The following is a 25,411-nucleotide window of genomic DNA, read 5'->3' as shown; positions in this document are numbered from 1 at the left end:
CTGGGTGTTCGGTTGCGCCATGACTGGTAACCCCGCCTGCTGACATTGAGCAACAGGCAAATTCGCTTCACTTCATGGAAAGCCGATAACTGAGTGACCATGGCGTATCTTAGCGGCTTTCCCGCGCCAGGAACGCCGCCGCTTTTTTCAGGATAAGTTTATCCCCTTCCGGTTCAGCGATTTTGGCTTTAAGACGGCGGATCTCCAGTTCCTGTTCGGAAAGCTGTGGCGTGTTGGAGAAAGCAGCCCCCGCCTTATCCTGATAGAGTTTTTTCCAGTTATAGAGCGTGTTCTCTTTGATATCAGGCTCCTGTGCCATACGGGCAACAGACTTGCCGCTTTCGGGCAGCAATGCAACGGCTCTGCGTTTGAACTCCGGGGTATATTGTTGTCTTGACATAGTGACTTCGCTTTCGTTGATTGATTTGAAAACAAGGTGGGCGCTAAATCAAGGACAGATCAGTCAATGGCATGCCCATCAGACAAAACCGGAAAAAGGAAAGAATCCCGCTTTGAATCAAGATGGTTCAACGCATGACGGAGCGCCATCTTTTTCTAAGAAGACATTAAAATGGTTGAAAGATCATGGGTGGAATGTGGATGACTGGCTATGAATAATTTTGATAGAGAAATGGAGCGCCTTCTGCATAAAGAGGGGCTGGATAAGGTGGATGTGTACTATGCAGATTACGACACCTTTGAAGAGGTGCCGTTATTTTCGAGATGGAATCATATTTCATTCCTCTCGTCGCTATCATTCGATGAAAAAAACAAGCTGTTTATCAAAAAAGGTACAGAATTAGTATCTTATTCTTATGAGAAATCAAAAGAATACCTGGATAAGGATGAACAGAAAGACTATTTCATCTGTATGAGTTTGACTGGATGGAATGATTGTGAAATAAATTGCTTGACCCCAAATATAGTTTTGTCTCGCCGCAAAGGCTGGTTGCTTACCCATTTGAAATTGAAGAAAACTGGGTCGGATGAAGAGCGTCTGGTGAAGCAATACTTGTCTTCCCTGGCTCTAACCGATTTCGACGTGTTTGCTTCTGAGGGAGGTAAGGCGAACAAGAGGGTTTACGTGGTGCAGAATTCAATCATCGATGCTTAATTGTTCTGGAGCGATTTTGAGCTGGATAGCTCCGCACACGCCCATCGACGGAAATTAAAAAATGGACAGGTAACGCGCCTGGCGTGCTCTTCCATTTTCATCCAGGCGATGATGCCGCTGGAGACTGTAATTTAAATTTGTGTAATTGCCTGATTTTGATATGTTCAATCCAACATCAAAAGCAGGTTAATTTATGGACGAAACGTCGCGACGTTTAAGGAACTGTATGACGCGGATGTGTCGCCGGCCCTGATTTCAGTTGACGCCGGACGACTATGAGGAGTGATGCGAGAAAAGCGTATTCCGCAAGGACAAGAGCGATGATGGCTACGAGGATGCGGCCGAGGAGATGATGGAGTTGACGAAGGTATTGCGCGCGTCGGGAGGGGGCTGATGTACTTTCTTGAATGGGGCATCTGGAAAGGGCGGCTGATGCCGCAGACGGAGGCCGAGAAGAAGAAGGCGGTACAGTACAAGTCCGGCAAAGGTGGCGAAAACGGTCTGGACCTGAGCAAGCTGGCCGAGAAAGGTGGTGCGTTCGACAAGCCCACGGGGATCGAGCCTGATGATGCTTATGCGCTTTATTCTTTCAATGATAGATACATTGATGTACGGGGTGCTGCACAGGAAGAAAAGCGAGGCTTGATCACGTTTTCATTCATTATATATTTGGGTTTGGTTTCTTTCTTGTTGTGGCTTGGACTCTACCTGCCCGCCCGAGACCTCATGCTTGGGGTGGAGTGGGAAATAGATAGTCTTGTATTTTTTATGATATTTATGACTGCTTTGGCTGGCTTGGTCTTGTTTTTGGGAATAAGACTTCTAAGATATATATTTCGGTTAGAGGTTTTCACGCAACGCCACATTGTCGTGCGTTTCAACCGGATAACACGGCAAGTGCATATCAACCGACCCAAGTACGCCGGTGGCATCATTACCTTCCCTTGGGAGGTCACGGCCGCAGGAATCGATCCGAATCAGCCCGATGAACAGATGATCGGCATGCCCCTGCTGTTGGCATGGCCCAGCGAGCTGAACGGCGCCGGGTTCGACGAGTTCGCCATGCTGGGCGAACCGATGGACGGTAATCGCAAAGTGGTGGGGTTATGGGAATTCATCCGTCGCTACATGCAGGATGGGCCGCAGGCCGTGCCCAAGCCCAAGCGGCTGCGGCCGTTGTGGGCCTCGCCCGCACTATCGCTGCGCGAGGTCTTTAGCTTCCTGATGCCGATGGTGGGGCGGGGGGGCGGTGCGTTCTCCCTGGGCTGGGGCATCGTGCTGCTGCCGGTGATGGTGCTGCACTTCGTCTGCCATTGGCTGTCGATGATGCTGTGTTACCGGGCGCGCTGGCCCAGGGTGATCGAGGAAGCGGGGCTGCCCGGCAAGCCGGTCCCCAAGACGACCGTGGCCGAGGACTATGGCCCGGAAATTGGGGCACGATTGCGTGAAGCGACGTTGGAAAGCCGGGGTGTTGCGTCTCAGCCAGCCCAAAAGGATGCAGGGGCTACCTTTCAAGGCTGAATCCGCTCAATGATGCGCCCGCTCATCCCCTCGTGAATGAGGCTGGATTATTTTCCAGCCCTTCAACTATAACTAATGCAAAACGGAAAATCTGATTTAACCAACTGCGTATTTTCTCGGCAACCGTGAGTGCTCCGCGCCTTTCTACCATACCCAGAATTTGTAAGAGATCGGCGCGTCGAACGTCAAATATAGCTGTTTTCCCAATTCCGGGAAGCACATCACTACCGAAAATTCGTTGGCGCTGGGTTAGAGATGTTTGTCTGCCTGCTTTATGAGTCAGTAACCTGTATTTATCCATTGCCTGAAAATGGCTTCAAAACTGTTTTCAGAGGCCAACTGAGTGGCTTGACGTTGCTGCTTGCGGGTTAGTTGTGGGTTGATAGCTTTTGCCAGTTGAGCCTGAGTTTCATCTCTTAACTGCCTTGCTTCTCGAAGTGTTACGCCCGGATCTTTGCCCAAAGATATGCGCATTTGTTTCCCGGCCCAGTAATAGCGGAAATGCCAGGACTTCCCTCCTTTGGGGGAAATCGGGAGTGAGAGACTGGCATTATCGGCGAGCGTATAGGTTTTGCCGGTAGCTTTGGCCCGGCGGACGACTGTATCGGAAAGTGCCATGTTGGCAGCTCCTGATTTTTGGTCAGAACTGGATTCTGGTTTCCATCAGCAGCGGCTGACAGCAACAATCCGGACTCGAACTTAACCGTGTTTCCGATATACATTAAAAATGTACTTAAAAATGTACTCAAATGTAATGGATACAGGTGGGATTCAGTGGAAGTCGCTGGAACGCGAAAGGAGATTTTTTCCTTTATTTCAATGGCCTGTAGACATCAGCAGACGTCTATGGAACAAGAAATGGTGCGTTCTAATGGACTCGAACCATCGACCCCCACCATGTCAAGGTGGTGCTCTAACCAACTGAGCTAAGAACGCATTTTTATAACTCCGCCGCCGTGGCCGGCAGCGGGGACGAATATTAACGGGCAATATCGGGGCTGGCAAGGGGAAAAATCAAATTTGTGGCCCCGGTCAGATTCGACTGCTGAGCTTATATTCAGTCCGCCGTTTTTTCCATCATCCCCTGTGCGGTTAACGCGCGGATCGCGTCAGGATCAGCGCGCCGGGCTGGTATTGCAGCCAGCGTATGCGGCTGACCATCATAATGGCGGAGGCGGTCAGGCCGATGATGAAGCCGATCCAGAAGCCGGCCGGGCCCATGCGCGGCACCAGTATATCGGTCAGCGCCAGCAGGTAACCGCTCGGCAGACCCAGCAGCCAGTAGGCGATAAACGTAATGAAAAAGATCGCCCGCGTGTCTTTGTATCCGCGCAGTACGCCGCTGCCGATCACCTGGATGGCGTCGGAGATTTGGTAGATCGCCGCCAGCAGCATTAACTGCGAGGCCATCGTCACCACCGCCGGATCCTGGTTATACAGCAGGGCGATTTGTTCGCGCAGCAGGGCGGTGAAGACGGAACAGAAACAGGCCAGCACAATCCCCACCATAATGCCGGTGCGGGCGGCCACGCGCGCGCCTTCAACCGACAACTCGCCCAGCCGGTGGCCGATACGGATGGTCACCGCCACGCCCACCGACATCGGCAGCACAAAGGTCAGCGAACTGAAGTTCAGCGCAATCTGGTGGCCGGCGACGTCCACCACGCCCAGCGGCAGCACCAGCAGGGCTACCACGGCGAACAGGGTTACTTCAAAAAAGAAGGCCAGCCCCAGCGGCAGCCCCAGGTTGAACAGGCGTCGTAGCGTCTGCGCCTCTGGTTTACAGCCGCGGCTGGTGATGCTGATATCGGCCATTGAGCGCGAACGCCGAACGTAGAACGCCATCATCAACAGCATCAGCCAGTAAACGATGGCCGTGGCGACGCCGCAGCCCACGCCGCCGAGTTCAGGCATGCCGAAACGGCCGTAGATAAAGATATAGTTGATCGGAATATTGATCAGCAGGCCGATAAAGCCGATAACCATCCCCGGGCGGGTTTTGGACAGGCCTTCGCACTGACAGCGCAGCACCTGGTAAAACAAATAGCCTGGCGTGCCCCACAGCAGCGCGTGCAGGTAGCCGACCGACTTTTCCACCAGCAATGGATCGTTGCTGTGCATCAGGTCAATCATCATTTTTCCCTGGTAGAGCACCAGCATGATCAGCGCCGACAGTAACAGCGCCAGCCAGAACGCCTGTAGTGACTGATGGCCGATGCGATCGCGCCGGCCGGAACCGTTCATCTGCGCCACCACCGGGGTCAGCGCCAAAAGCAGGCCGTGGCCGAACAGAATAGCCGGCAGCCAGATGGAGGTGCCGACCGCCACCGCCGCCATGTCGGTGGCGCTGTATGAGCCGGCGATGATGGTATCCACAACGCCCATGGAGGTCTGGGAAACTTGCGCAATAATGACCGGAATGGCCAGCGCCAGCAAATTCCGCGCTTCTGACAGATACTTCCGCACGAATGCACCTTATTTATTCATTTGATGAAACAGACATGAGGCGCCCTGAAAGGTCGGACAATACGCCGGGCGGCCAGGCGCATATTGTACCGGCGCGCCGGCGATAACACCAATTCCCTGATCGGCGTGCGGGGATAAAACGCAATTCGCCTTCGCGCCGCCTGAAAAATGAAGGGGATAACCCGTTTGGTTTTATCAGGCAGATGGTGCAAACTGCCATTATCCTGTGCACAGTGTGCGCCATCAGAGTGGATGGCAAGGTCGGCAATTTGATTCCAGTTACGCATTAAGAGGTTGCTTACATGTTTACCGGTATTGTTCAGGGCACCGCACCGCTGGTGTCTATTGATGAAAAATCCTTTTTCCGCACGCACGTGATTGAATTCCCCCCCGAACTGTTGCCCGGCCTGGAGCCTGGCGCGTCGGTGGCGAATAACGGCTGTTGTCTTACCGTTACCGCAATAGACGGCAACCGGGTGAGCTTCGATCTGATGAAAGAGACGTTGCGCCTGACTAATCTGGGCGATCTGGCACAGGGCGATCGGGTTAATCTGGAGCGGGCGGCTAAATTCAGCGACGAAATCGGCGGCCACGTTATGTCGGGCCATATCATCTGCACGGCGGAGATTGTTAAGATCATTACCTCGGAAAATAATCATCAGATCTGGTTCAGAATGGACGATGAAGCGCTGATGAAGTACGTTCTGTACAAAGGTTTTATCGGTATCGACGGTATTAGCCTGACCGTGGGGGAGGTGACGCGCAGCCGATTTTGCGTGCATCTGATCCCGGAAACGCTGTCGCGCACGACACTGGGGTTAAAGCGCCTCGGTGAACGGGTGAATATTGAAATTGATCCGCAAACCCAGGCGGTGGTGGATACGGTGGAACGGGTGCTGGCCAGTAAACAGGCCGTCGAAGTCAGCGCTGATTTGGAATGAGATAAAGGCGGCCGCGGGCCGTTTCATGCGCGTTATGCGGGTGAAACGGCTCGTGCGTCAGGGCGAATGTTAGTGCGGAACGCGCAGGCCGCCTTCCACGCCGCTGGCGCTGAATAGTACCTGCCAGAGCTGAATGTTTCTTGCCCGGAACGCGCCGGCGCAGGCATTCAGATAGTAGCGGAACATGCGGCCGAAGCGTTCGGAGTAGTTGGCGGAAATCTTCGGCCAGTGCTGCACGAAGCGTTCATGCCACGCCATCAGCGTCCGGTCGTAGTCGGGGCCGAAGTTATGCCAGTCTTCCATGATCAACCACGGCTCGCTGGCGCTGGCGATATGCCGGATCGACGGTACGCAGCCGTTGGGGAAGATATATTTATTGATCCACGGGTCTACGTTCGAATCGGTTTTATTGGCGCCAATAGTGTGCAATAAAAACAGACCGTCCGGCTTAAGGTTTTTTTTCACGACGCTGAAATAGGTATCGTAGTTTTTCGGCCCGACGTGTTCGAACATCCCGACCGAGGCGATACGATCGAACTGCATGTCGAGATCGCGGTAATCCTGCAGCGAGATGGTGACATCCAGCCCCTGACATCGAGCCTGCGCCAGTTTCTGCTGTTCCGCGGAGATGGTGACGCCGTAGACGGATACGCCGTAGTTGCGTGCGGCGAACGCGGCCAGCCCGCCCCAGCCGCAGCCGATATCCAGCATCTTCATGCCTGGTTTCAGCCCCAGCTTTTCGCAAATCATGCGCAGTTTATCTTCCTGCGCCTGCTCCAGCGTGGTGGCCGTTTTCCAGTAGCCGCAGGAGTACTGCATATTCGGATCGAGCATCATGGAAAACAGGTCGTTTCCCAAATCGTAATGCTCTCTGCCGACTATCCACGCGCGACGTCTCGACTGTAAATTGATAATTCGGGCCGCGGCGACGCGCATGATATCTTTCATATGGTGCGGGAGTTTTTCATCCAGACCGGCGCGCAGCACGCGATGAAAAAACATATCCAGACGCTCACATTCCCACCAGCCGTCCATGTAACTTTCGCCCAGCCCCAGAGAACCTTCCTGCAATACGCGTTTAAAGAAATCAGGGTTCTTTATAGTGATATCGAAAGGGCGAGAGCCATCGATGCGGATATCGGCCGCGCTCAGCATTTCGTGCGTAATGCGAAACCAGGACGTGTTATGACTACCCAGTTCCTCTACGTATGATGAACTCATAACTTTTCCCTTACCTTGTTGCTGATAATGAATCCACAAGGAATAGCATATGTCCTTCATCTTTCAGGTTGAGGGCGGGAGACTCCGCTTTCCCGTCAGGCGCTACCTTCGCTCAGCGTCGGACGGTGCGTGCGTATGCCGCTTTCCCGCAGCCTGAAATCAATGGGGCATAGACAGATATGTCTGTAGCCGGATTGTGGATTCAGTTTATGGTCCACTCCCAGACAGTTGCCAGAGTAAAAACAGAGAAAAGCCGGTACGCAAATGGCGTAAGGGCATACATCCTTGAAATAAACAGGCGAATCCCTTGATGCAATATTATACGGATCTAATGATAGTTGTTGTTATGGAGCGGACGTTAATCAGTGTAAGACTGCTTCAGCCAACGGACAAGGATAAATTTGCCGAAGCGGTCAATCAGATTCAGGAAGAAAACGGAGAGGCGATGCGGCGTGAACAGCGCGGCGTTTTTCGTTGCCAGTAGTAACCGAGCGCGACCAGCGGCAGGGTGAGCGCCATAACGCTGCCGGTCGCCAGCAACGGACGGGCGATAAAGCCCGAAACCAACAGGCTGGCCAGGAAACATAATCCCAATTGCAGCGCGTTTTGCAGCGCGGCCGCCTGGCCGCTGACGGACGGAAACGGCATTAGCGCGCCGGCCACCACCAGCGGGTAGGTGGCGCCGTTGACCAGCGCCATCAGGCAAAACGGAATCAGCAACGCGCTCAGCGTCGGGGCGTCGGCGATCGCCGCCAGATACAGGGCGATGATGCTGACGGCATACAGGCTCAGCAGCCAGGGCAACAACCTCTCGCCGCCGAACCGGGCGGGCAGCAGGCGGCAGCCGTAGCCGCCAAGCAGGAAGGCGATAGTCTGCGGTACGTAGCTCAGGCCAATATCCGCCGGACTATAGCCCATTTCGCTGAGAATAAACGGCGATCCGGTCAGCCAGGCGAAAAAGCTGGCGGAACAGGCGGCGTAGATCAGCACGTTGCCGCTAAACGTCGGCGATTTCAGCAGAGTATACGGCGTGATGCGCGGCGTGTGCGCCGCGGCCGGTTCGCGCGGCGCCTGCCGCAGGAAAAAGGTCGGCGTCAGCAGCAAGAGCGTAATGACGAACAGGGTGATAAAAATACTCTGCCAGCCGAACTGACCGAGCAGCCAGGCGCCCAGCAGCGGCGCCAGCGCCGGCGATAGTCCCACCAGCGGCATCACGCTGGCGAACACCCGGCGCGCCTGCGACTCGGGGTAACGATCGATGACCAGCGCCTGCCAGATCACGGCGGCGGCGCAAACGCCGGTCGCCTGAATAAAACGCAGGACCAATAATTGACGCACATCATCGACCCATACCGTCGCAAGGCTGCCGACGGCGAACAGCAGCAGGCCGAACAGCAGAATCACTTTGCGGCCGTAGCGGTCGGATAGCGGTCCCCACAGCAGTTGCGCCAGCGCAAAACCGGCGAGAAACACGCTCAGACTGCGGCCGACGGCCGATGGGCTGGCGGCCAGATCGGCCTGCATCGCGCCGAATGCCGGCAGGTACATATCCGTCGCCAGAAAACCCAGCGTGCTCAGTCCGGCGAGATAAACAATAAATAATACGTGCATAGATGCTCTCTTTAACCTGGCGCCCAACCCGGCATGATTAGGCCTTTCATTTAATTGCGGCCCGGCGGCGTGGAAAAAAGCGCGCTGTCGAAGGCGTGCGCAGTGTATCCGGCTGGATATCTGTTTGTGAAACGGTAATATTTGCAGACTGCGATGAAAATTTTTGAAGGTAAAAATATGTGGTCAGAATATACGCTGGAGGTGGTTGATGCGGTGGCGCGCACCGGCAGTTTCAGCGCCGCGGCGCAGGATCTGCATCGGGTGCCTTCCGCTATCAGCTATACGGTGAAACAGCTGGAGGCGTGGCTGGCCGTCGCCATCTTTGAACGGCGTCACCGCGACGTGGTGTTGACGGCGGCCGGCGCGCTGTTTATTCAACAGTCGCGCGAAGTCATCAAAAAAATGCAGGTCACGCGGCGCCAGTGTCAACAGGTGGCCAATGGCTGGCGCGGCCGGATCAATATCGCTGTGGATGTGATCGTCAAACCGATGCGCAGCCGGCAACTGGTGCTGGATTTTTATCGTCAGTTTCCGGATATGGAGTTAAAGCTGCATCAGGAAGTGTTCAACGGCGTCTGGGACGCGCTGGCCGATGGTCGGGTCGACATGGCGATCGGCGCCACCCGGGCGATTCCGGTTGGCGGACGCTTTGCTTTTCGCGATATGGGGTTTCTTGACTGGTGCTGCGTGGTCGGGACCGACCATCCGCTGGCCGGCGTCGCGGCGGTTTTGACCGATGAGCAGGTGCGCGTCTATTCGTCGCTCTGTCTGGAGGATACCTCGCGCACGCTGCCGCGGCGCGAAACCTGGACGCTGGATAATCAGCGCCGGCTGGTGGTGCCGGACTGGGACAGCGCCATCGACTGTCTGTGCGCCGGCCTCTGCATCGGCATGGTACCGGCTCATCTGGCCAGACCGCTGATCCAGGCGGGCAGGCTGACGGAGGTGGTGCTGCAGCAGCCGCTGCCTGATAGTCCATGCTGCCTGACCTGGGTACAGGATCAGAACGCGCCGGCGCTTAACTGGCTGCTGGATTACTTGGGTGACAGTGTCACATTAAACGAAGAGTGGTTGCGCCATGGCGCGCCTTAGCGACGGTAATCGCGGAACGGGCCGTCGGCCACCGAACGGCGTTCAACCAGCACCGGCTGTACTTCGATCACCTGCGCCTCCTCGCGCTTGCTGGTAATGCGGTCGATCAGCATCGCCAGCGCCGACTGACCGAGCCGCTCTTTCGGCTGATGGATGGTGGTGAGCGCCGGGGTAAAGTAGCGCGCGTGGCGAATATTATCGTAACCGATCACCGAAATATCCTGCGGTACGCGCAGGCCAAGCTCATCGGCGGCACAGATCGCGCCCATCGCCATAATGTCGCCGCCGCAGAACACCGCCGTCGGGCGCTGCTTTTGCGCCAGGATCTGGTTCATGGCTCTCCAGCCGGATTCGGGTTCGAAATCACCCTGCACAATCCATTCCGGCTGCGGCTGAATGCCGGCTTCCTGCAGCGCGCGCAGAAAGCCCTGATAGCGGCCGCTGCCGGTATTGCGTTCCTGGCTGCCGGGGATGGCACCGATATCGCGATGGCCTCGCTCGATCAGGTAACGGGCGGCCATACGGCCGCCGGCGAAGGCGTTATCGATAATGGTGTCGGTAAAATCGTGCTGCGCCGAGCCCCAGTCCATCACCACCATCGGAATATGGCGGTGATCTTCCAGCATGGCGAGTAGCGCAGGCGGATACTCCGCGCACATCACTAGCAGGCCGTCCACGCGTTTTTGCGCCAGCATGGACAGGCAGGCGCGCTGCCGCTCCAGGTCGTTGTGCGAGTTGCACAGGATCATGGTATAGCCCTTGTCGAAGCAGCTGTTTTCGACCGCCTCGATGATTTCCGCGAAATAGGGCGCTTCGCTGGAGGAGGCCAGCAGCCCGATGGTTTTGGTGTTATTCACTTTCAGGCTACGGGCCACGGCGCTGGGCGAATAGTGTAATTCCTGGATGGCCGCCCGCACGGCCGCTTTAGTTTCTTCGGCGACGAAACGGGTTTTATTGATCACGTGCGACACGGTCGTGGTGGAAACGCCCGCGCGTCTGGCGACATCTTTTATCGTGGCCATGAGAAGTAGCTCCTGAACCTGCATGCTACAGCAGTAAGTAATATGTTAATCGTTTGCCTGCGTTTAATATTCTCCTGATGAGCGTGAAAGCAGGGTTTCAGAAGAAAAAGTGCCGAAGTGTAATACCTGAATGGCAGGAGTGACGTCGTTCGAGCGATACGCGGCATTAATGAATTGCGGATTTTGTCCGATTTGTGACGAAAGTGGAAGAGATAATTGACATAATCCTGACGCAACCGGCGTAAAATCAGCACGTCAGGCCCGGGCGCGTTCGTCGGGTCTGGATTTTGCGCCGTTGAGCGGGGGCGAGCGTTGAAGCGCGCGTTTTTGCTATCCGGCGATTATCGGCTATCGTTACTGTATGCGCGCCGGCAGTACAGGCGTGGGGCCTTATTGAGAGGGTGTGCTAAGGAGTAGAGTATGAGTTCTGATTTTAAATGGTCGCTGACCGCTACCGTCGCCGCGCTGGTGTTGATTATGGTTTTTAGCTTTGTCGCCGTACTGCATTAACCCGGCGCCCCGGTCATTCGCCGGGGCGTTATTGCCTCGCCTGCCTAACGGATGGTCTGCGGCGTAACCACCCGGCGCGCGCCCACATAGTGATCCTGCCAGTAGTCTTCACTCAGTTTGCTGATGCGAATCTCCGACCCGGTGCGCGGCGACTGAATAAATTTACCGTTGCCGAGATAAACGCCGACATGATCGGCCGCGCCGCGTTGGTTAATGCGAAAGAATACCAGATCGCCGCTTTCCAGCTCGCTGCGTTTAATCGGCGCCGCGTCGTGCAGGTGATACATTTCATTGGCGGTACGTGGGATCGGGATCTTAACGATGTCTTTGTAGGCGTAATACACCAGGCCGCTGCAGTCGAAACCGGTGCTCGGCGAGGCGCCGCCCCACACATAGGGCTTGCCGATCTGGTTCATCAATTTGTTCATCGCCGTCAACCTGGCGCGCTGGTAACGCTGTTTATGGGCTTCGCTCAGCGTCAGTATCGCTTCATGACCGCGCTGCCCCCGTCGTCCGACGGGCGGATGCGTCGGTTTCAGTTTGTTGATCTTATTGTTTTTAAGGTTGACGACCAGACGCCGTCCCGGCGCCGTATTGCTGCGCAGCCTGCCTGGCGCCGTTTTGACCAGTTTGCGCGGCGGCACCTGGCGTGGACTCTTACTTACCGTTTTGGCGGCGGCTTTGGGGATTTTTATCACTTTTGCCGCGCCGGGGCGGGTGACCTGGCGCGGCGGCGATGTCTTTTTTACGCTCTTTGTCTGTTTATTCTTTTTTCGATCGTCCGCCTTCTGGGCGATGACGCTGGCCTTACGTGGCGCATCCGCCGCGCTGTGAGTAGCGGCCTGCGCCAGATTAAACAACAATTGAGAGAAGATAAGTATAAAAAGCGTAATCAATGATCGCATGATGAGAGTAGCCGAACGTAATCCATAATCGCTCAATGCGGGACAGTATTCCTGAAAACCGACGGATAAAAAAGTGGGAATCCTTGCTTTGTTGCGACAGAATGGTGAGAAAACGTTAATGGTGGCGTTTTGCCGCATTTGTCGGCGTATTTTGTTCTAAAATCGGCCGTTCGGCGTACGCCGGCGGCGCAGCGATAATTCCCTACAAAAGATGTCGTTTTTTTATGGCGGCGGCTATCGTTACAATGTCCCGTGTTTTATGTATCCGGCGGATACATGTTGACTGAATTAGCGATGGCGCGGAGACCCGTACCGGCCATTTGCCTGGCTTGAGGAAGCAAGAGCATGACAACTACTATTGAAAAGATTCAGCGTCAGATTGCTGAAAACCCGATTCTGCTGTATATGAAAGGGTCGCCTAAGCTGCCAAGCTGCGGATTCTCCGCCCAGGCGGTGCAGGCCCTGTCCGCCTGCGGCGAGCGTTTCGCCTACGTGGATATTTTGCAGAATCCGGATATTCGCGCGGAGCTGCCGAAATACGCCAACTGGCCGACCTTCCCGCAGCTGTGGGTCGATGGCGAACTGGTCGGCGGTTGCGATATCGTGCTGGAAATGTATCAGCATGGCGAACTGCAGCAGTTGATCAAAGAAACGGCAGAAAAGTATAAGTCTCAGCAGACCGACGGGCAGTAAGCCGCCCGGCGCGACGGCGGGCGCACAAACTGATCGGCGCGCCCGCTTTTCTCTTCCGCTTTACCCCGCGGCCTGTTTCAGGCTGTGGCTTTCCGCTTCGACCAGCGGCCAGCCGCCCAATTTTTTCCAGCGATTAACCAGTTCGCAAAACAGGGTCGCGGTTTGACGCGTATCGTACAGCGCCGAATGCGCCTGACTGGAGTCGAAGGCGATGCCGGCGGCGATACAGGCCTTAGCCAGCACGGTCTGTCCCAGCACCAGCCCGCTCAGCGCGGCGGTATCGAAGGTGGCGAATGGATGAAACGGATTGCGCTTCAGCCCGCAGCGCTCGGCGGCGGCCATCAGAAAGCTGTGATCGAAATTGGCGTTGTGCGCCACGATAATGCCGCGGTTGCAGCTTTGCTCTTTAATCCCTTTACGCACCAGCTTAAAAATTTCGTGCAGCGCTTCATATTCGCTCACCGCGCCGCGCAGCGGGTTGCTGGGGTCGATACCGTTAAAGGCGAGGGCTTCCGGCTGCAAAATGGCCCCCTCAAAGGGTTCGACGTGAAAATGAAGCGTATCGTCCGGCTGCAGCCAGCCATTGTTGTCCATTTTGAGTGTGATCGCCGCTATTTCCAGCAGTGCATCGGTTTTGGCGTTAAAGCCGGCGGTTTCAACATCGATCACCACCGGATAAAAGCCGCGGAAACGACCACTGAGGGCGTTCAGATCATTTTTTTCAGCCATGAGTATTTAATCTTCGTCAGAATGCAGCGGGTATTATGGCAAAATTTACCGAGGGATGCAGTAATGCGGGAGAAAGCGAGCGCCGCGCGGGCGCCCGGCGCGCGTCGTCAGTTGCCAAGGCCCGAGCCTGCCTGTTTGTTTTCGATCAGCTCGATTTTATATCCGTCCGGATCTTCGACAAACGCGATAATTGTTTTGCCGCCTTTCACCGGACCGGCTTCGCGCGTCACTTTGCCGCCGGCCTGACGAATGCGATCGCAGGTGGCCGACACATTATCGACGCCGAGCGCGATATGGCCGTATGCGCTGCCCAGATCGTAGCTGTCGACGCCCCAGTTATAGGTCAGCTCAATCACTGCGCCTTCGCTTTCCTCGCTGTAGCCTACGAACGCGAGCGTATATTTATACTCGGGATTTTCGCTGGTGCGCAGCAGACGCATACCCAGCACCTGAGTATAGAAATGGATGGAGCGTTGTAAATCACCGACACGCAGCATGGTGTGAAGTAAGCGCATAGTATCCTCGATTCGCTACTGTGTTTTACCGTATGGCACGGTATCAGAAAAATGGCCGTCCGGCGGCAAGTATAACGTCGGCGGCGTCGAAATTTCAAATGATGCCGGGCGCGCGCCGCTGTCCGCGACCGGGCGCATAGCCGCCACGCGAAATGGAATGAATTGCATGCTTACCTTTACGCATGGCGGATTGCGGCTATCATTACAACCTCTGCATGTCATCGTAATGCTTGCGCCAGCAGTGCCGCGCCGGTTTGCGCGCCGGCAGACAAGCTGAAAATCGAATGTGACGAACGCGGCGCCGGTGAGGGAGGCTCCCGGCGTCTGCGGCGCGTTTGTCATCGAGAGTGAATCCGGTCAATGGCCTGAGATTCAATGTTTGGGTAACTATTTTTATGCTTATCTATCTCAGGCACTTGCCAGTCGGCGGGAACGGTACTTCAATTATTAAGCATGCTGCGGATTAAAGGAGGGGCCGTGCCGGAGCAACTTGAGTTTTTTGCTATCCCGAGTCCCTGCCGGGGCGTTTGCCAGACTAATGAGCGCGGTTTCTGCATCGGTTGCTGGCGTAGCCGCGAAGAGCGTTTCGGCTGGCAAAATATGAGCGACGGCCAGAAACGCGACGTGTTGCGCTTATGTCGACAGCGCTGGCTGCGCCAGCGACGGCAAGGCGGGGCGGCGGCGCTCCCTGAGCCGCAACAGCCGTCACTTTTTTGAAACGACTCCGGCCGTTACGGTCAGCGCGCGATGGCATGTGGAGACGTTTTATTGCGTTAATGTTTAACCTGGTAATGGTTTACTTAGCGCTGCCTTTCATTGTTCAGGTTGCAGATGCGTGGGCGTTCCTGCTGATCCGCGCCTTTGTCGGGCCAGGCGCCGTCGGGGCTGAGGGCGATTCCGCTCAGTTGCGGACGGTTGCGCGCCGAAGGACTAAGCCGCGCCAATGCCGCTATTCGCAGACTGAAAAATGTTAGGTATATAATAAAAGCAAAATGATGTTTTATTTTTTATTTGTATAAATCAGAGTTGATTGCAATCCAGGGACATGATTTAGCAAGCTAATTATAAGGAGAGATAATGGAATTGCCATTAGGTTCTGATTTAGCCCGGCTGGTGCGTGTCTGGCGGGCATTAATTGATCATCGGTTAAAGCCTCTTGAGTTAACGCAAACTCACTGGGTGACGTTACATAATATTCACCACCTGCCTCCGGGGCAGTCGCAAATTCAGCTGGCGAAAGCCATCGGTATTGAACAACCCTCGCTGGTCAGGACGCTGGACCAGCTGGAAGCAAAAGGGCTTATCACCCGCCATACCTGTATGACCGACCGTCGTGCGAAGCGCATTACCTTAACCGACACGGCGATGCCGATTATTGACGCAGTGGATAATGTGATTACTCAGACGCGCGGCGAAATATTGCGCGGTATTACGTCGCAGGAAATCGATGCGTTGACGAAATTGATCGCCCGCCTGGAAAAAAATATCGTGGCGTTGCATGAGCATTAAGCTCCCGGCGTGCGTCAGAGCGTCGATGCGGCGCTTTGTTGCATGACGAAACTGTTGTTTCTCGGGTTGGCCACGCGCGGCACATCGCGTCAGGCGGCCGGACGGCGTAAGGCGTGATGTGCGCCGTTCGCTCACCCGGCGCCGGTAGCTTAGGCTGATCGCCGGCGGATCGGCTCACTAAGGGATTAACGGCCGACAGACGATTCCGTCAATCACTCCCGGGGGAAGTGATTGACGTTGATTGAAAATGCAGCGGTCGGGTTTAACGCGGGGAAACGGTAATGGTGCGGCCGTTGCTGGCCAGCGCCACACGTTGGCCGGTGCTAAAGCGGCTGTTCCCCTGTTTCTGCACGACCATGATGGTGTTGCCGTCGTCCTTACGGATTTCCAGCTCAACCCCCTGCACGCGGTTCAGTGAACCCTGCACGCTCTGGCCGGCCACGCCGCCCGCCACGGCGCCAGCGGCGGTCGCCAGACTGCGGCCGGTGCCGCCGCCGATGGTATTGCCGAGGAAGCCGCCCAGAACCGCGCCGCCCAGCGCGCCGACAACGTTGTTGTCATCGCCAGCCTGAATCTGTACCGGACGAACCGCCACCAGCGTGCCGTAGGTGACGCTCTGCACTTCCTTCGCTTCAGAGGCGCTGTAAACATCGCCGGAAAGCGTGCTGGTGCTCGAACAACCCGCTAAAGTTATTCCCGCTAATGTAATCACAAGAATACGCTTTATCATAGAAAAGACTCCTGTAGTGACTATGTCGTGCTGGCACAGTCTTCAGCCAGATTCAAGTATGGTATGCGCTGAATTGCCATTCCACTCTTTTTACTCTTTTTTTCAGGTTAGAGTATTGCGCTTAAATTGATATTCAACGAATGATAAAGTTCCTTTCAGACCGCTTTTTTTGTTCAATATCCACGCGACAGGCTATTTTCTCCGCAAATACTGCGGCGCAACAGATAAAATCAGCCTGTTCCGATGGTAACGTGCGATTTTTCTCCGCCGATCAGCCGGTTGCGTGGAATATGCGCGCCGACGCGGCGGCAGAGTCCGGGGTAATAATATGAAGTCAGGCCGATATATTGGCGTCATGTCGGGCACCAGCCTCGACGGGGTGGATGTGGTGCTGGCCGCCATTGATCAACATACCGTGGCGCAGCAGGCCAGCTACTGCCATCCCATTCCTCCCGCCATCAAACAGGCCATTCTGGCGATGTGCCAGGGGCAGTCGGTGACGTTGTCCGCGCTGGGGCAACTGGATAGCCGGCTGGGCATTTTGTTCGCCGACGCGGTGCGCGAACTGCTGCGTCAGGTTGGCCTCGACGCGGCGGCGATCCGCGCGATCGGCTGCCACGGCCAGACGGTATGGCACGAACCTGACGGCGCCGCGCCCAATACGCTGCAAATCGGCGACAATAACCGGCTGGCGGCGCTGACCGGCATCACCACGGTGGGCGATTTCCGGCGTCGCGACATGGCGTTGGGCGGACAGGGGGCGCCGCTGGTGCCGGCGTTTCATCAGGCGTTGCTGGCGCATCCCGGCGAGCGGCGCATGGTGCTGAATATCGGCGGCATCGCCAATTTGTCTCTGCTGCTGCCGGGGCTGCCGGTGCGCGGTTTCGATACCGGACCGGGAAACATGCTGCTGGACGCCTGGATCTGGCGTCGGCTGGCTCAACCTTACGATCGCGACGGTGAATGGGCGGCCGGCGGCCGGGTCGACGCCTCGCTGCTCAGCCGTCTGCTGGCCGATCCCTGGTTCGCGCGGCCGGCGCCGAAAAGCACCGGTCGGGAGTATTTCAACCTGGGCTGGCTGGCGCGTCAGCTGGCCAGTTGCCCGCCGCTGGACGCACGCGATGTGCAGGCCACGCTGCTGGAGCTGACCGCGTTCAGCATCGCTGAACAGGTTCTGCTGGCCGGCGGCTGCGAGCGCCTGCTGGTATGCGGCGGCGGCGCGAAAAACCCGTGCCTGATGGCGCGACTGGCGGCGCTTTTGCCGGGCATTGAGGTTAGCCCGACCGACAACTTCGGCATCAGCGGCGACGATATGGAAGCGCTGGCCTTCGCCTGGCTGGCGGCGCGCACCCTGTCCGGTCTGCCCGGCAATCTGCCTTCGGTCACCGGCGCCAGCCGGCCGACGCTGCTGGGCGCGATTTATCCGGTCAGTCATGATTAATCGGATTCGCCTGAGGTTGTTTGCGCCGGCCGGTTGTTACACTCGTCCGGCGCGCGCGGTGCCGCGCGGCGTCATAACGGGAGTGATAAAGATGAAGTGCGTATTGGTCGCGACGGCGGCGATGCTGTTATCAGGCTGTACCCTGTGGCAGAACTATTTCGGCCCGACGGCGCAGCGTCTGCATTATCAGTGCGGCGGGTTGCCGCTGACGGTTGTTCAGGACCGGCAGCAGCGGCATATTGACCTGATTCTGGATGGCGAACAGCACCGGCTGCTGGCCGAAGCGGCGCAGCCGGGCCGGCTCTTCGGCGATGAGCGCTATCGGTTCCGGATGGTGGGCGACAGCGCCACGCTGCAGCGCGACGGTCGGGTTATCGTCAGGGACTGCGTGCTGACCGGGCGCAGCGCAGTTGAGGCGGCGCGTTGAGATTTGGCCGCGCCAGGCGCAGAATGGTCGCCATTCTTTTGCAACCAAAGGCAGAACGGGTATGACGTTTCAGAAATCAGACGAAGAGAGCGCATCCTTTGACGTTGCGGATTTACGCCGCGAATACACGCGCGGCGGGCTGCGGCGGCGCGATTTAACCGACGAACCGCTGGCGTTGTTTGAACGCTGGTTCCGCCAGGCCTGCGATGCGCGGCTGGCCGATCCCAACGCCATGTGCGTAGCCACGGTGGATGAACAGGGCCAGCCTTATCAGCGTATTGTCTTATTGAAACACTATGACGAAAAAGGTCTGGTGTTTTATACCAATCTGGGCAGCCGCAAAGCGCGCCAGCTGGCGCATAACGCCCGCATCAGCCTGCTGTTTCCGTGGCATATGCTGGAACGTCAGGTCATTGTGCTGGGGACGGCGGAAAGACTACCGGCGCTGGACGTGCTGAAGTACTTCCACCGGCGGCCGAAGGACAGCCAGATCGGCGCCTGGGTGTCGCAGCAGTCCAGCCGCATTTCGGCGCGCGGCATTCTGGAAAGCAAATTTCTCGAGCTCAAACAGAAATTCCAGAACGGCGAAGTGCCGCTGCCGGATTTCTGGGGCGGTTACCGTGTCACTATCGATTCGATGGAGTTCTGGCAGGGCGGCGAACATCGCCTGCACGACCGTTTTCTCTATCAGCGTCAGCCAGATGGCTGGCAGATCGACCGGTTAGCGCCCTAATTGTGCAATATCCGCTTTAAGTTGTGGCGCTCCCTTATGGAGCGCTTTATCCTATGGCGTCCCGCGCCGGCAAGACGCGCATATCGCCGATGGCGTAAGGCGGCCGGCGGCCGGTAAGCGAATATTCTTAAACTGTAGCGTGGCCGCGCCCGGTTGCCGGTTACGCTATTTTTGTATAAAAACGTGGAGTGATTGATGGCAAGTAGCAACCTGATTAAACAACTGCAAGAGCGGGGCCTCATTGCCCAGGTGACGGATGAAGAAGCGTTAGCAGAGCGACTGGCGCAAGGGCCAATTGCACTGTATTGCGGTTTCGATCCGACCGCTGACAGCTTGCATTTGGGGCATCTGGTGCCGTTGCTGTGCCTGAAACGCTTCCAGCAGGCCGGGCATAAGCCGGTGGCGCTGGTGGGCGGCGCCACGGGTCTGATTGGCGACCCGAGCTTCAAAGCCACCGAACGTAAGCTGAATACCGAAGATACGGTGCAGGAGTGGGTGGCTAAAATCCGCAAGCAGGTCGCGCCGTTCCTGGACTTCGACTGCGGCGACAACGCCGCCGTCGCCGCCAATAACTACGACTGGTTCGGCGGCATGAATGTGCTGACCTTCCTGCGCGATATCGGCAAACACTTCTCCGTTAACCAGATGATTAACAAAGAAGCGGTGAAGCAGCGCCTGAATCGCGACGATGTCGGCATCTCCTTTACCGAGTTTTCCTACAACCTGCTGCAGGGTTACGACTTCGCCTGCCTGAACAAACTGCACGGCGTCGCGCTGCAGATCGGCGGTTCCGATCAGTGGGGCAACATCACCTCCGGTATCGACCTGACCCGCCGCCTGCACCAGAATCAGGTGTTCGGCCTTACCGTACCGTTGATCACCAAAGCCGACGGCACCAAATTTGGTAAGACGGAAGGCGGCGCCGTGTGGCTGGATCCGAGCAAAACCAGCCCGTACAAATTCTACCAGTTCTGGATCAATACCGCGGATGCGGATGTGTACCGTTTCCTGAAATTCTTCACCTTCTTGTCGCTGGAAGAGATCGAGGCGCTGGAGGAAGAGGACAAAAATAGCGGCAAGGCGCCGCGTGCCCAGTACGTGCTGGCCGAAAACGTGACCCGCATGGTGCACGGCGACGCCGGGCTGGCCGCCGCCCGCCGCATTACCGACAGTTTGTTCTCCGGTTCGCTGCAGGATATGACCGCCGATGATTTCGCCCAGCTGGCGCAGGACGGGATGCCGGTGGTCGAACTGGCGCGCGGCGCCGATTTGCAGGCCGCGCTGGTCGGCGCCGAATTGGTGCCGTCGCGCAGCCAGGCGCGCACGATGATCGGTTCTAACGCGGTGTCGGTCAACGGCGAGAAACAGTCGGACGCCGAATATACTTTCAGCGACGCCGATCGCCTGTTCGAGCGCTATACCCTGCTGCGTCGCGGCAAGAAACATTACTGTCTGGTGGTCTGGCAGGGGTAATTCGCGCGGCGAAAAAGGGCGTTCAGTGCGCCGCCGCGTGTAAATCCGGGCCGTAAGGCCCGGCGTATCCGGGATGGGGCGGCCGGGCCGCGCCTACCGGGCTTTACCGCCGCCCTGGCGCCGATACCGTTTTCCCCTCGCCCTTGTCCATTACCTTTAGCCAGCGCGCCATGCGCTGTCAGGAACCGGTTACCTCCGATGAAAAATATACTTTCGATCCAGTCCCACGTGGTCTTCGGCCACGCCGGCAACAGCGCCGCCGAATTTCCCATGCGGCGGATGGGCGCTAATGTCTGGCCGCTGAATACCGTGCAGTTTTCCAATCATACCCAATACGGTCACTGGACGGGCTGCGTGATGCCGGCCAGCCATCTGACGGATATTGTGCGGGGCATCGCCGCAATCGATCGCCTGCGCGACTGTGACGCGGTGCTGAGCGGCTATATCGGCTCGGCTGAGCAGGGCGAACATATCCTGAGCATTGTGCGGCAGGTGAAAGCGGCCAATCCGCAGGCCTGGTATTTCTGCGATCCGGTGATGGGGCATCCGGAAAAAGGATGCATCGTCGCGCCCGGCGTGGCCGAATTCCACTGCCGCCAGGCGCTGCAGGCCAGCGATATCATTGCCCCTAATTTGCTGGAGCTGGAGCAACTGAGCGGGCGTCAGGTGAATAGCGTGGCGGAATCGGTGGACGCCGCGCGTCAGCTGTGCGCGCAGGGGCCGAACGTCGTGCTGGTGAAACACCTGAGCCGCGCCGGCTATCGGCAGGATTGCTTCGAAATGCTGCTGGTTACGCCGAACGACGCCTGGCATATTCATCGCCCGCTGGTTGACTTCGGCGCGCGTCAGCCGGTCGGCGTCGGCGATCTGACCAGCGGTCTGCTGCTGGTCAATCTGCTCAAGGGCGTGGCGCTGGATAAGGCGCTGGAGCACGTCACCGCCGCGGTGTATGAAGTGATGTTGACCACCAAAGAAATGAACGAATATGAACTGCAGGTGGTGGCGGCCCAGGCGGAGATCGCCAGCCCGCGCCACCATTTCCCGGCGGTGCGGCTGTAGCGTACGGTAAGGGCGGGCGGGTATCGCCCGCGGCGGCGCTCAGCGCAATCCCTCGGCGTTCAGCGCGGCAAGCACCGCCGGCCGCTCGGTAATGTGCGCGAACCAGGCGTTGAGCGCCGGCGCGCGGGTCAGATCGAATTTCAGCGCGTGCGCCCAGCGCATCACGGTGAACAGCCAGGCGTCGGCAATGCTGTAGCGGTTGGCCGCGAGGTAGTTTTGCTCGCTCAGGATCAGGTTCAGATAGCGAAACTTCGCCGTCAGATGCTCGCGGCACAGCGCTTTATAGGTTTCGGGCGTGCCGGGCCGGAACAGCGGCGTAAAGGTCTTATGCAGTTCGGTGGCGATGTAATTCAGCCACTCCAGCGTGTGATAGCGCACCATGCTGCCCGCCGGCGCGATCAGATTGTAGTGCGGCACCTTGTCGGCGATATATTGCGCGATGGCGACGCTTTCAGTCAGTATCGTCCCGTCGTCCAGCGCCAGCGCCGGCACCTGTCCTTTCGGATTAATCGTCAGATAGTCCTCATCCCGTTCGGTGGTCTTTCCCGCCAGCGTTACTTTTACCAGCGTAAAATTGAGATCGGCTTCGCGTAAAACAATGTGCGGAAACAGGGAACAGCTCCCAGGCGTGTAGAACAGCTTCATGGCGACGATCTCCTTAATGATAAATCAGCGCCGGCGACAGTGCGGGCAGGCCCTGATTGCGTTATTCTCCGCAGCCATTATGGCGATAAAGCGTGGAATCTTAGTGTGCGTCGCCTCTCAAATCGCTGGTTTATCAGCGCTTATCTTCGAACGCGTCCGATGACGCCGGGTTCCCGTCGCATCGACGATAGCCCCGGTCTATTACTGCGTTCACTTCCCATTGTTATCAAAACGTTATTTTTAGTTTGTGTTATCTTTAAAGAAGACCTCAAAAAGCTGCCGGTTATTTTGCCGGTCGACGAAAAATAACGATGAAACACAAAGCATTGTGGGAGGAAGCATGTCATCTCATCTGCGTGAAGCCTGTCTCGAAACCCTGCGTATTGATCGGCAAACATGGCATTACTACAGCCTGGCGCATGCGGCGCGGCGGTTGGGCAATATCGATAAGTTACCGAAGTCGCTGAAAGTTTTACTGGAAAATCTGCTGCGTCACCTGGATGGCCACACGGTGCAGGAGGCGGATCTGCAGGCGCTGGTCGGCTGGCTGGATAGCGGGCATGCCGATCGTGAAATCGCTTACCGGCCGGCGCGCGTGCTGATGCAGGACTTTACCGGCGTGCCGGCGGTGGTGGACCTGGCGGCGATGCGCACCGCGGTCGAACGGCTGGGCGGCGATGTCGGCAAGGTCAATCCGCTGTCGCCGGTCGATCTGGTCATCGACCATTCGGTGACCGTCGATCGCTTTGGCGACGGCCAGGCGTTTGGCGAGAACACCCGGCTGGAGATGGCGCGTAATTATGAACGTTACGTCTTTCTGCGCTGGGGACAAAAGGCATTCAGCCAGTTTCGCGTCGTGCCGCCGGGCACCGGCATCTGCCATCAGGTCAATCTGGAATACCTGGCGCAGGCGGTGTGGCAGGAGGAACGGCAGGGCAAACGCTTCGCCTGGCCCGATACGCTGGTCGGCACCGATTCGCACACCACGATGATTAATGGCCTCGGCGTGCTGGGCTGGGGCGTGGGCGGTATTGAGGCGGAGGCGGCGATGCTCGGTCAGCCGGTTTCGATGCTGATCCCGGACGTGGTGGGCTTTAAGCTGAACGGTAAACTACGGGAAGGCATCACCGCCACCGATCTGGTGCTGACGGTCACCCAAATGCTGCGCCGGCACGGCGTGGTGGGTAAATTCGTCGAGTTTTTCGGCGATGGGCTGGACGATCTGGCGCTGGCGGATCGCGCCACCATCGCCAATATGGCGCCGGAGTACGGCGCCACCTGCGGCTATTTCCCTGTCGATAGCGTCACGCTGGACTATATGCGGCTGACCGGCCGCGACGCCGAACAGATCGCGCTGGTGGAAGCCTACAGCAAACAGCAGGGGCTGTGGCGACAACCCGGCGACGAGCCGGTGTTCACCAGTCAGCTGGCGCTGGATATGGGGACGGTGGAGGCCAGTCTGGCCGGTCCGAAGCGGCCGCAGGACCGCGTGGCGCTGGGGCAAGTGCCGCAGGCTTTCCAGGCCAGCACCGAACTGGACGTCAGCGCGCGCGGCAACGACAAGGCGTCCCGGCCGTTTACCCTTAACGGCCAGCGCCACGAGCTGCGGCAGGGCGCGGTGGTCATCGCCGCCATCACCTCCTGCACCAATACTTCGAACCCCAGCGTGCTGATGGCCGCCGGTTTGCTGGCGCGCAACGCCGTGCAGCGCGGCCTGCGCCGCCAGCCGTGGGTCAAGAGTTCGCTGGCGCCCGGCTCGAAGGTGGTGTCGGACTATCTGGCGCAGGCCGGTCTGACCCGCTATCTCGATGAGCTCGGCTTTAATCTGGTGGGCTACGGCTGCACTACCTGTATCGGCAACTCCGGTCCGCTGCCGCCGGAGATTGAGGCGGCGATTAAACAGGGCGATTTAACCGTTGGCGCGGTGCTGTCCGGCAATCGCAACTTCGAGGGGCGCATTCATCCGCTGGTAAAAACCAACTGGCTGGCGTCTCCGCCGCTGGTGGTGGCCTATGCGCTGGCGGGCAATATGAAAATCGATCTGACTCGCGACCCGTTGGGTCATGACGACCGCAACCAGCCGGTGTGGCTGAAAGATATCTGGCCCACGGCCGGCGATATCGCCGCCGCGGTGCAGCAGGTCAGCACGCAGATGTTCCACAAGGAATATGCCGCGGTGTTCGACGGCGATGCCGCCTGGCGGGAGATTGAGGTCAGCGAGCGGCCCACCTATGACTGGCAGGCGGATTCGACCTATATTCGCGAGGCGCCGTTTTTTGACGGCATGGGCAAAACGCCGCGGACGGTGCAGGATATTCAGGGGGCGCGCATTCTGGCCATGCTGGGCGATTCGGTCACCACCGACCATATTTCGCCGGCCGGCAACATCAAGCGCGACAGCCCGGCCGGCCGCTATTTACTGGATCGCGGCGTAGAAACCAGCGAGTTTAACTCCTACGGTTCGCGTCGCGGCAATCATGAGGTGATGATGCGCGGCACCTTCGCCAATATTCGTATCCGCAACGAGATGGTGGCAGGCACCGAGGGAGGGTATACCCGCCATCTGCCGTCGCAAAATGAGATGACCATTTACGATGCGGCGATGCGATATCAGCAGGAGCAGGTGCCGCTGGCGATCATCGCCGGCAAGGAGTACGGTTCCGGCTCCAGCCGCGACTGGGCGGCCAAGGGCCCGCGTCTGCTCGGGGTGCGCGTGGTGATCGCGGAATCCTTTGAGCGTATTCACCGCTCCAATTTGATCGGCATGGGGATTTTACCGCTGGAGTTTCCGGCCGGCGTAAGCCGCAAGACGCTTGAGCTGACCGGCGATGAAATCATCGATATCGACGGACTAACGCAGTTGCGTCCGGGCGCGACGGTGACGATGCGGGTGACGGATAGCGCAGGGCGGACGCGCAGTATCGACACGCGCTGCCGTATCGATACCCGCAACGAGCTGACTTACTATCAACACGACGGCATCCTGCACTACGTGATTCGAAATATGCTGTGAAGGGGCGACAGACCGGCCGTACGGGCCGGTCTGAGGAGCGG

General features: G+C 57.6%; 27 protein-coding genes and 1 tRNA gene. 15 read left to right on the top strand and 13 right to left on the bottom strand.

Features of this window, described 5'->3' with window-relative positions; all coding sequences use genetic code 11:
• Positions 1 to 109: 109 nt before the first annotated feature.
• On the bottom strand, positions 110 to 400 hold the full coding sequence (locus FJU30_RS07215) for a transposase (protein WP_150434296.1): 291 nt from the start codon (positions 398 to 400) through the stop codon (positions 110 to 112).
• A gap of 210 nt (positions 401 to 610) precedes the next feature.
• On the opposite strand from FJU30_RS07215, the gene FJU30_RS07210 reads away from it, so the two are divergent.
• Both FJU30_RS07210 and FJU30_RS07205 read left to right on the top strand, forming a co-directional pair.
• Positions 611 to 1,114 carry an Imm15 family immunity protein gene (locus tag FJU30_RS07210; protein ID WP_150434295.1) on the top strand — a complete coding sequence of 168 codons (504 nt, stop codon included), beginning with the start codon at positions 611 to 613 and terminating at the stop codon, positions 1,112 to 1,114.
• Between the two features lie 393 nt (positions 1,115 to 1,507).
• Entirely contained in the window at positions 1,508 to 2,635 is a 1,128-nt protein-coding gene (locus tag FJU30_RS07205; RefSeq protein ID WP_150434294.1) for a DUF6708 domain-containing protein, read from the top strand.
• 22 nt (positions 2,636 to 2,657) lie between these two features.
• On the opposite strand, the gene FJU30_RS27595 is transcribed toward FJU30_RS07205, so the two are convergent.
• The 4 genes from FJU30_RS27595 to FJU30_RS07190 all read right to left on the bottom strand — a co-directional run bounded on the left by FJU30_RS27595 (position 2,658) and on the right by FJU30_RS07190 (position 5,101).
• Positions 2,658 to 2,936: a phage integrase central domain-containing protein gene (locus tag FJU30_RS27595; RefSeq protein WP_395858510.1), complete on the bottom strand. Its 279-nt coding sequence runs from the start codon at positions 2,934 to 2,936 to the stop codon at positions 2,658 to 2,660.
• Positions 2,915 to 3,253, bottom strand: coding sequence for an Arm DNA-binding domain-containing protein (locus FJU30_RS27080; protein ID WP_223881513.1), 339 nt, complete (start codon positions 3,251 to 3,253; stop codon positions 2,915 to 2,917). The genes FJU30_RS27595 and FJU30_RS27080 overlap by 22 nt, the downstream gene beginning before the upstream one ends.
• Before the next feature lie 241 nt (positions 3,254 to 3,494).
• Positions 3,495 to 3,571 (bottom strand) — tRNA-Val (locus FJU30_RS07195).
• A 156-nt stretch (positions 3,572 to 3,727) separates the two neighbouring features.
• Positions 3,728 to 5,101 carry an MATE family efflux transporter gene (locus FJU30_RS07190; RefSeq protein ID WP_150434293.1) on the bottom strand — a complete coding sequence of 458 codons (1,374 nt, stop codon included), beginning with the start codon at positions 5,099 to 5,101 and terminating at the stop codon, positions 3,728 to 3,730.
• Positions 5,102 to 5,403: 302 nt separating this feature from the next.
• Here FJU30_RS07190 and FJU30_RS07185 point away from each other — a divergent pair, with 302 nt between their 5' ends.
• A complete protein-coding gene (locus tag FJU30_RS07185) occupies positions 5,404 to 6,042 on the top strand; it encodes a riboflavin synthase subunit alpha (RefSeq protein WP_150434292.1) in 639 nt (212 codons plus the stop codon).
• A gap of 69 nt (positions 6,043 to 6,111) precedes the next feature.
• Here FJU30_RS07185 and cfa read toward each other — a convergent pair whose 3' ends face one another.
• Both cfa and punC read right to left on the bottom strand, forming a co-directional pair.
• Positions 6,112 to 7,263, bottom strand: a complete 1,152-nt coding sequence (gene cfa, locus FJU30_RS07180; RefSeq protein ID WP_150434291.1) for a cyclopropane fatty acyl phospholipid synthase — start codon at positions 7,261 to 7,263, stop codon at positions 6,112 to 6,114.
• A 423-nt stretch (positions 7,264 to 7,686) separates the two neighbouring features.
• The gene (gene punC, locus FJU30_RS07175; protein WP_150434290.1) at positions 7,687 to 8,874 is read right to left on the bottom strand and encodes a purine nucleoside transporter PunC; all 1,188 of its coding nucleotides are present in this window, start codon (positions 8,872 to 8,874) and stop codon (positions 7,687 to 7,689) included.
• A gap of 177 nt (positions 8,875 to 9,051) precedes the next feature.
• On the opposite strand from punC, the gene punR reads away from it, so the two are divergent.
• Positions 9,052 to 9,966, top strand: a complete 915-nt coding sequence (gene punR, locus FJU30_RS07170) for a DNA-binding transcriptional activator PunR (RefSeq protein WP_150434289.1) — start codon at positions 9,052 to 9,054, stop codon at positions 9,964 to 9,966.
• Here punR and purR read toward each other — a convergent pair.
• A complete protein-coding gene (gene purR, locus FJU30_RS07165; protein ID WP_150434288.1) occupies positions 9,963 to 10,988 on the bottom strand; it encodes an HTH-type transcriptional repressor PurR in 1,026 nt (341 codons plus the stop codon). The two genes, punR and purR, sit on opposite strands and share 4 nt — an antisense overlap.
• Positions 10,989 to 11,408: 420 nt before the next feature.
• Here purR and cydH point away from each other — a divergent pair, with 420 nt between their 5' ends.
• Positions 11,409 to 11,498, top strand: a complete 90-nt coding sequence (gene cydH / locus FJU30_RS07160; RefSeq protein ID WP_150434287.1) for a cytochrome bd-I oxidase subunit CydH — start codon at positions 11,409 to 11,411, stop codon at positions 11,496 to 11,498.
• 44 nt (positions 11,499 to 11,542) lie between these two features.
• On the opposite strand, the gene FJU30_RS07155 is transcribed toward cydH, so the two are convergent.
• A complete protein-coding gene (locus tag FJU30_RS07155; protein WP_150434286.1) occupies positions 11,543 to 12,403 on the bottom strand; it encodes a C40 family peptidase in 861 nt (286 codons plus the stop codon).
• 345 nt (positions 12,404 to 12,748) lie between these two features.
• Here FJU30_RS07155 and FJU30_RS07150 point away from each other — a divergent pair, with 345 nt between their 5' ends.
• Complete coding sequence (locus FJU30_RS07150; protein WP_150434285.1) at positions 12,749 to 13,096, top strand: Grx4 family monothiol glutaredoxin; 348 nt, start codon at positions 12,749 to 12,751, stop codon at positions 13,094 to 13,096.
• Positions 13,097 to 13,156: 60 nt separating this feature from the next.
• Here FJU30_RS07150 and rnt read toward each other — a convergent pair whose 3' ends face one another.
• Together rnt and gloA are read right to left on the bottom strand one after the other, a co-directional pair.
• Positions 13,157 to 13,825 carry a ribonuclease T gene (rnt, locus tag FJU30_RS07145; RefSeq protein ID WP_150434284.1) on the bottom strand — a complete coding sequence of 223 codons (669 nt, stop codon included), beginning with the start codon at positions 13,823 to 13,825 and terminating at the stop codon, positions 13,157 to 13,159.
• A 107-nt stretch (positions 13,826 to 13,932) separates the two neighbouring features.
• Positions 13,933 to 14,340: a lactoylglutathione lyase gene (gene gloA / locus FJU30_RS07140; protein WP_150434283.1), complete on the bottom strand. Its 408-nt coding sequence runs from the start codon at positions 14,338 to 14,340 to the stop codon at positions 13,933 to 13,935.
• 477 nt (positions 14,341 to 14,817) lie between these two features.
• On the opposite strand from gloA, the gene FJU30_RS07135 reads away from it, so the two are divergent.
• Both FJU30_RS07135 and slyA read left to right on the top strand, forming a co-directional pair.
• A complete protein-coding gene (locus FJU30_RS07135; RefSeq protein WP_150434282.1) occupies positions 14,818 to 15,057 on the top strand; it encodes a DUF1289 domain-containing protein in 240 nt (79 codons plus the stop codon).
• A 360-nt stretch (positions 15,058 to 15,417) separates the two neighbouring features.
• On the top strand, positions 15,418 to 15,849 hold the full coding sequence (slyA, locus tag FJU30_RS07130) for a transcriptional regulator SlyA (protein ID WP_150434281.1): 432 nt from the start codon (positions 15,418 to 15,420) through the stop codon (positions 15,847 to 15,849).
• A gap of 262 nt (positions 15,850 to 16,111) precedes the next feature.
• On the opposite strand, the gene FJU30_RS07125 is transcribed toward slyA, so the two are convergent.
• Positions 16,112 to 16,579 (bottom strand): outer membrane lipoprotein, encoded by a 468-nt coding sequence (locus tag FJU30_RS07125; RefSeq protein WP_150434280.1) that lies wholly within the window; start codon positions 16,577 to 16,579, stop codon positions 16,112 to 16,114.
• 328 nt (positions 16,580 to 16,907) lie between these two features.
• Between FJU30_RS07125 and anmK the strand changes: the two genes are divergently transcribed.
• From anmK to pdxY, 5 genes are all read left to right on the top strand, one after another.
• Positions 16,908 to 18,020, top strand: a complete 1,113-nt coding sequence (anmK, locus tag FJU30_RS07120) for an anhydro-N-acetylmuramic acid kinase (protein ID WP_150434279.1) — start codon at positions 16,908 to 16,910, stop codon at positions 18,018 to 18,020.
• Between the two features lie 91 nt (positions 18,021 to 18,111).
• On the top strand, positions 18,112 to 18,447 hold the full coding sequence (locus FJU30_RS07115) for a lysozyme inhibitor (protein WP_150434278.1): 336 nt from the start codon (positions 18,112 to 18,114) through the stop codon (positions 18,445 to 18,447).
• A 61-nt stretch (positions 18,448 to 18,508) separates the two neighbouring features.
• The gene (gene pdxH, locus FJU30_RS07110) at positions 18,509 to 19,180 is read left to right on the top strand and encodes a pyridoxamine 5'-phosphate oxidase (protein ID WP_150434277.1); all 672 of its coding nucleotides are present in this window, start codon (positions 18,509 to 18,511) and stop codon (positions 19,178 to 19,180) included.
• 195 nt (positions 19,181 to 19,375) lie between these two features.
• On the top strand, positions 19,376 to 20,653 hold the full coding sequence (gene tyrS, locus FJU30_RS07105; RefSeq protein ID WP_150434276.1) for a tyrosine--tRNA ligase: 1,278 nt from the start codon (positions 19,376 to 19,378) through the stop codon (positions 20,651 to 20,653).
• A gap of 198 nt (positions 20,654 to 20,851) precedes the next feature.
• Entirely contained in the window at positions 20,852 to 21,712 is an 861-nt protein-coding gene (gene pdxY / locus FJU30_RS07100) for a pyridoxal kinase PdxY (RefSeq protein ID WP_150434275.1), read from the top strand.
• A 39-nt stretch (positions 21,713 to 21,751) separates the two neighbouring features.
• Here the strand turns inward: pdxY and gstA are convergent, their stop codons facing one another.
• Positions 21,752 to 22,357, bottom strand: a complete 606-nt coding sequence (gene gstA / locus FJU30_RS07095; protein WP_150434274.1) for a glutathione transferase GstA — start codon at positions 22,355 to 22,357, stop codon at positions 21,752 to 21,754.
• A gap of 105 nt (positions 22,358 to 22,462) precedes the next feature.
• Here gstA and FJU30_RS07090 point away from each other — a divergent pair, with 105 nt between their 5' ends.
• Both FJU30_RS07090 and acnA read left to right on the top strand, forming a co-directional pair.
• Positions 22,463 to 22,666: a hypothetical protein gene (locus FJU30_RS07090; RefSeq protein WP_150434273.1), complete on the top strand. Its 204-nt coding sequence runs from the start codon at positions 22,463 to 22,465 to the stop codon at positions 22,664 to 22,666.
• Between the two features lie 31 nt (positions 22,667 to 22,697).
• Positions 22,698 to 25,370, top strand: coding sequence for an aconitate hydratase AcnA (acnA, locus tag FJU30_RS07085; RefSeq protein WP_150434272.1), 2,673 nt, complete (start codon positions 22,698 to 22,700; stop codon positions 25,368 to 25,370).
• Positions 25,371 to 25,411: the final 41 nt, after the last annotated feature.

Source organism: Affinibrenneria salicis (assembly GCF_008710095.1).
This window is presented reverse-complemented; position numbering and strand designations above follow the sequence as displayed.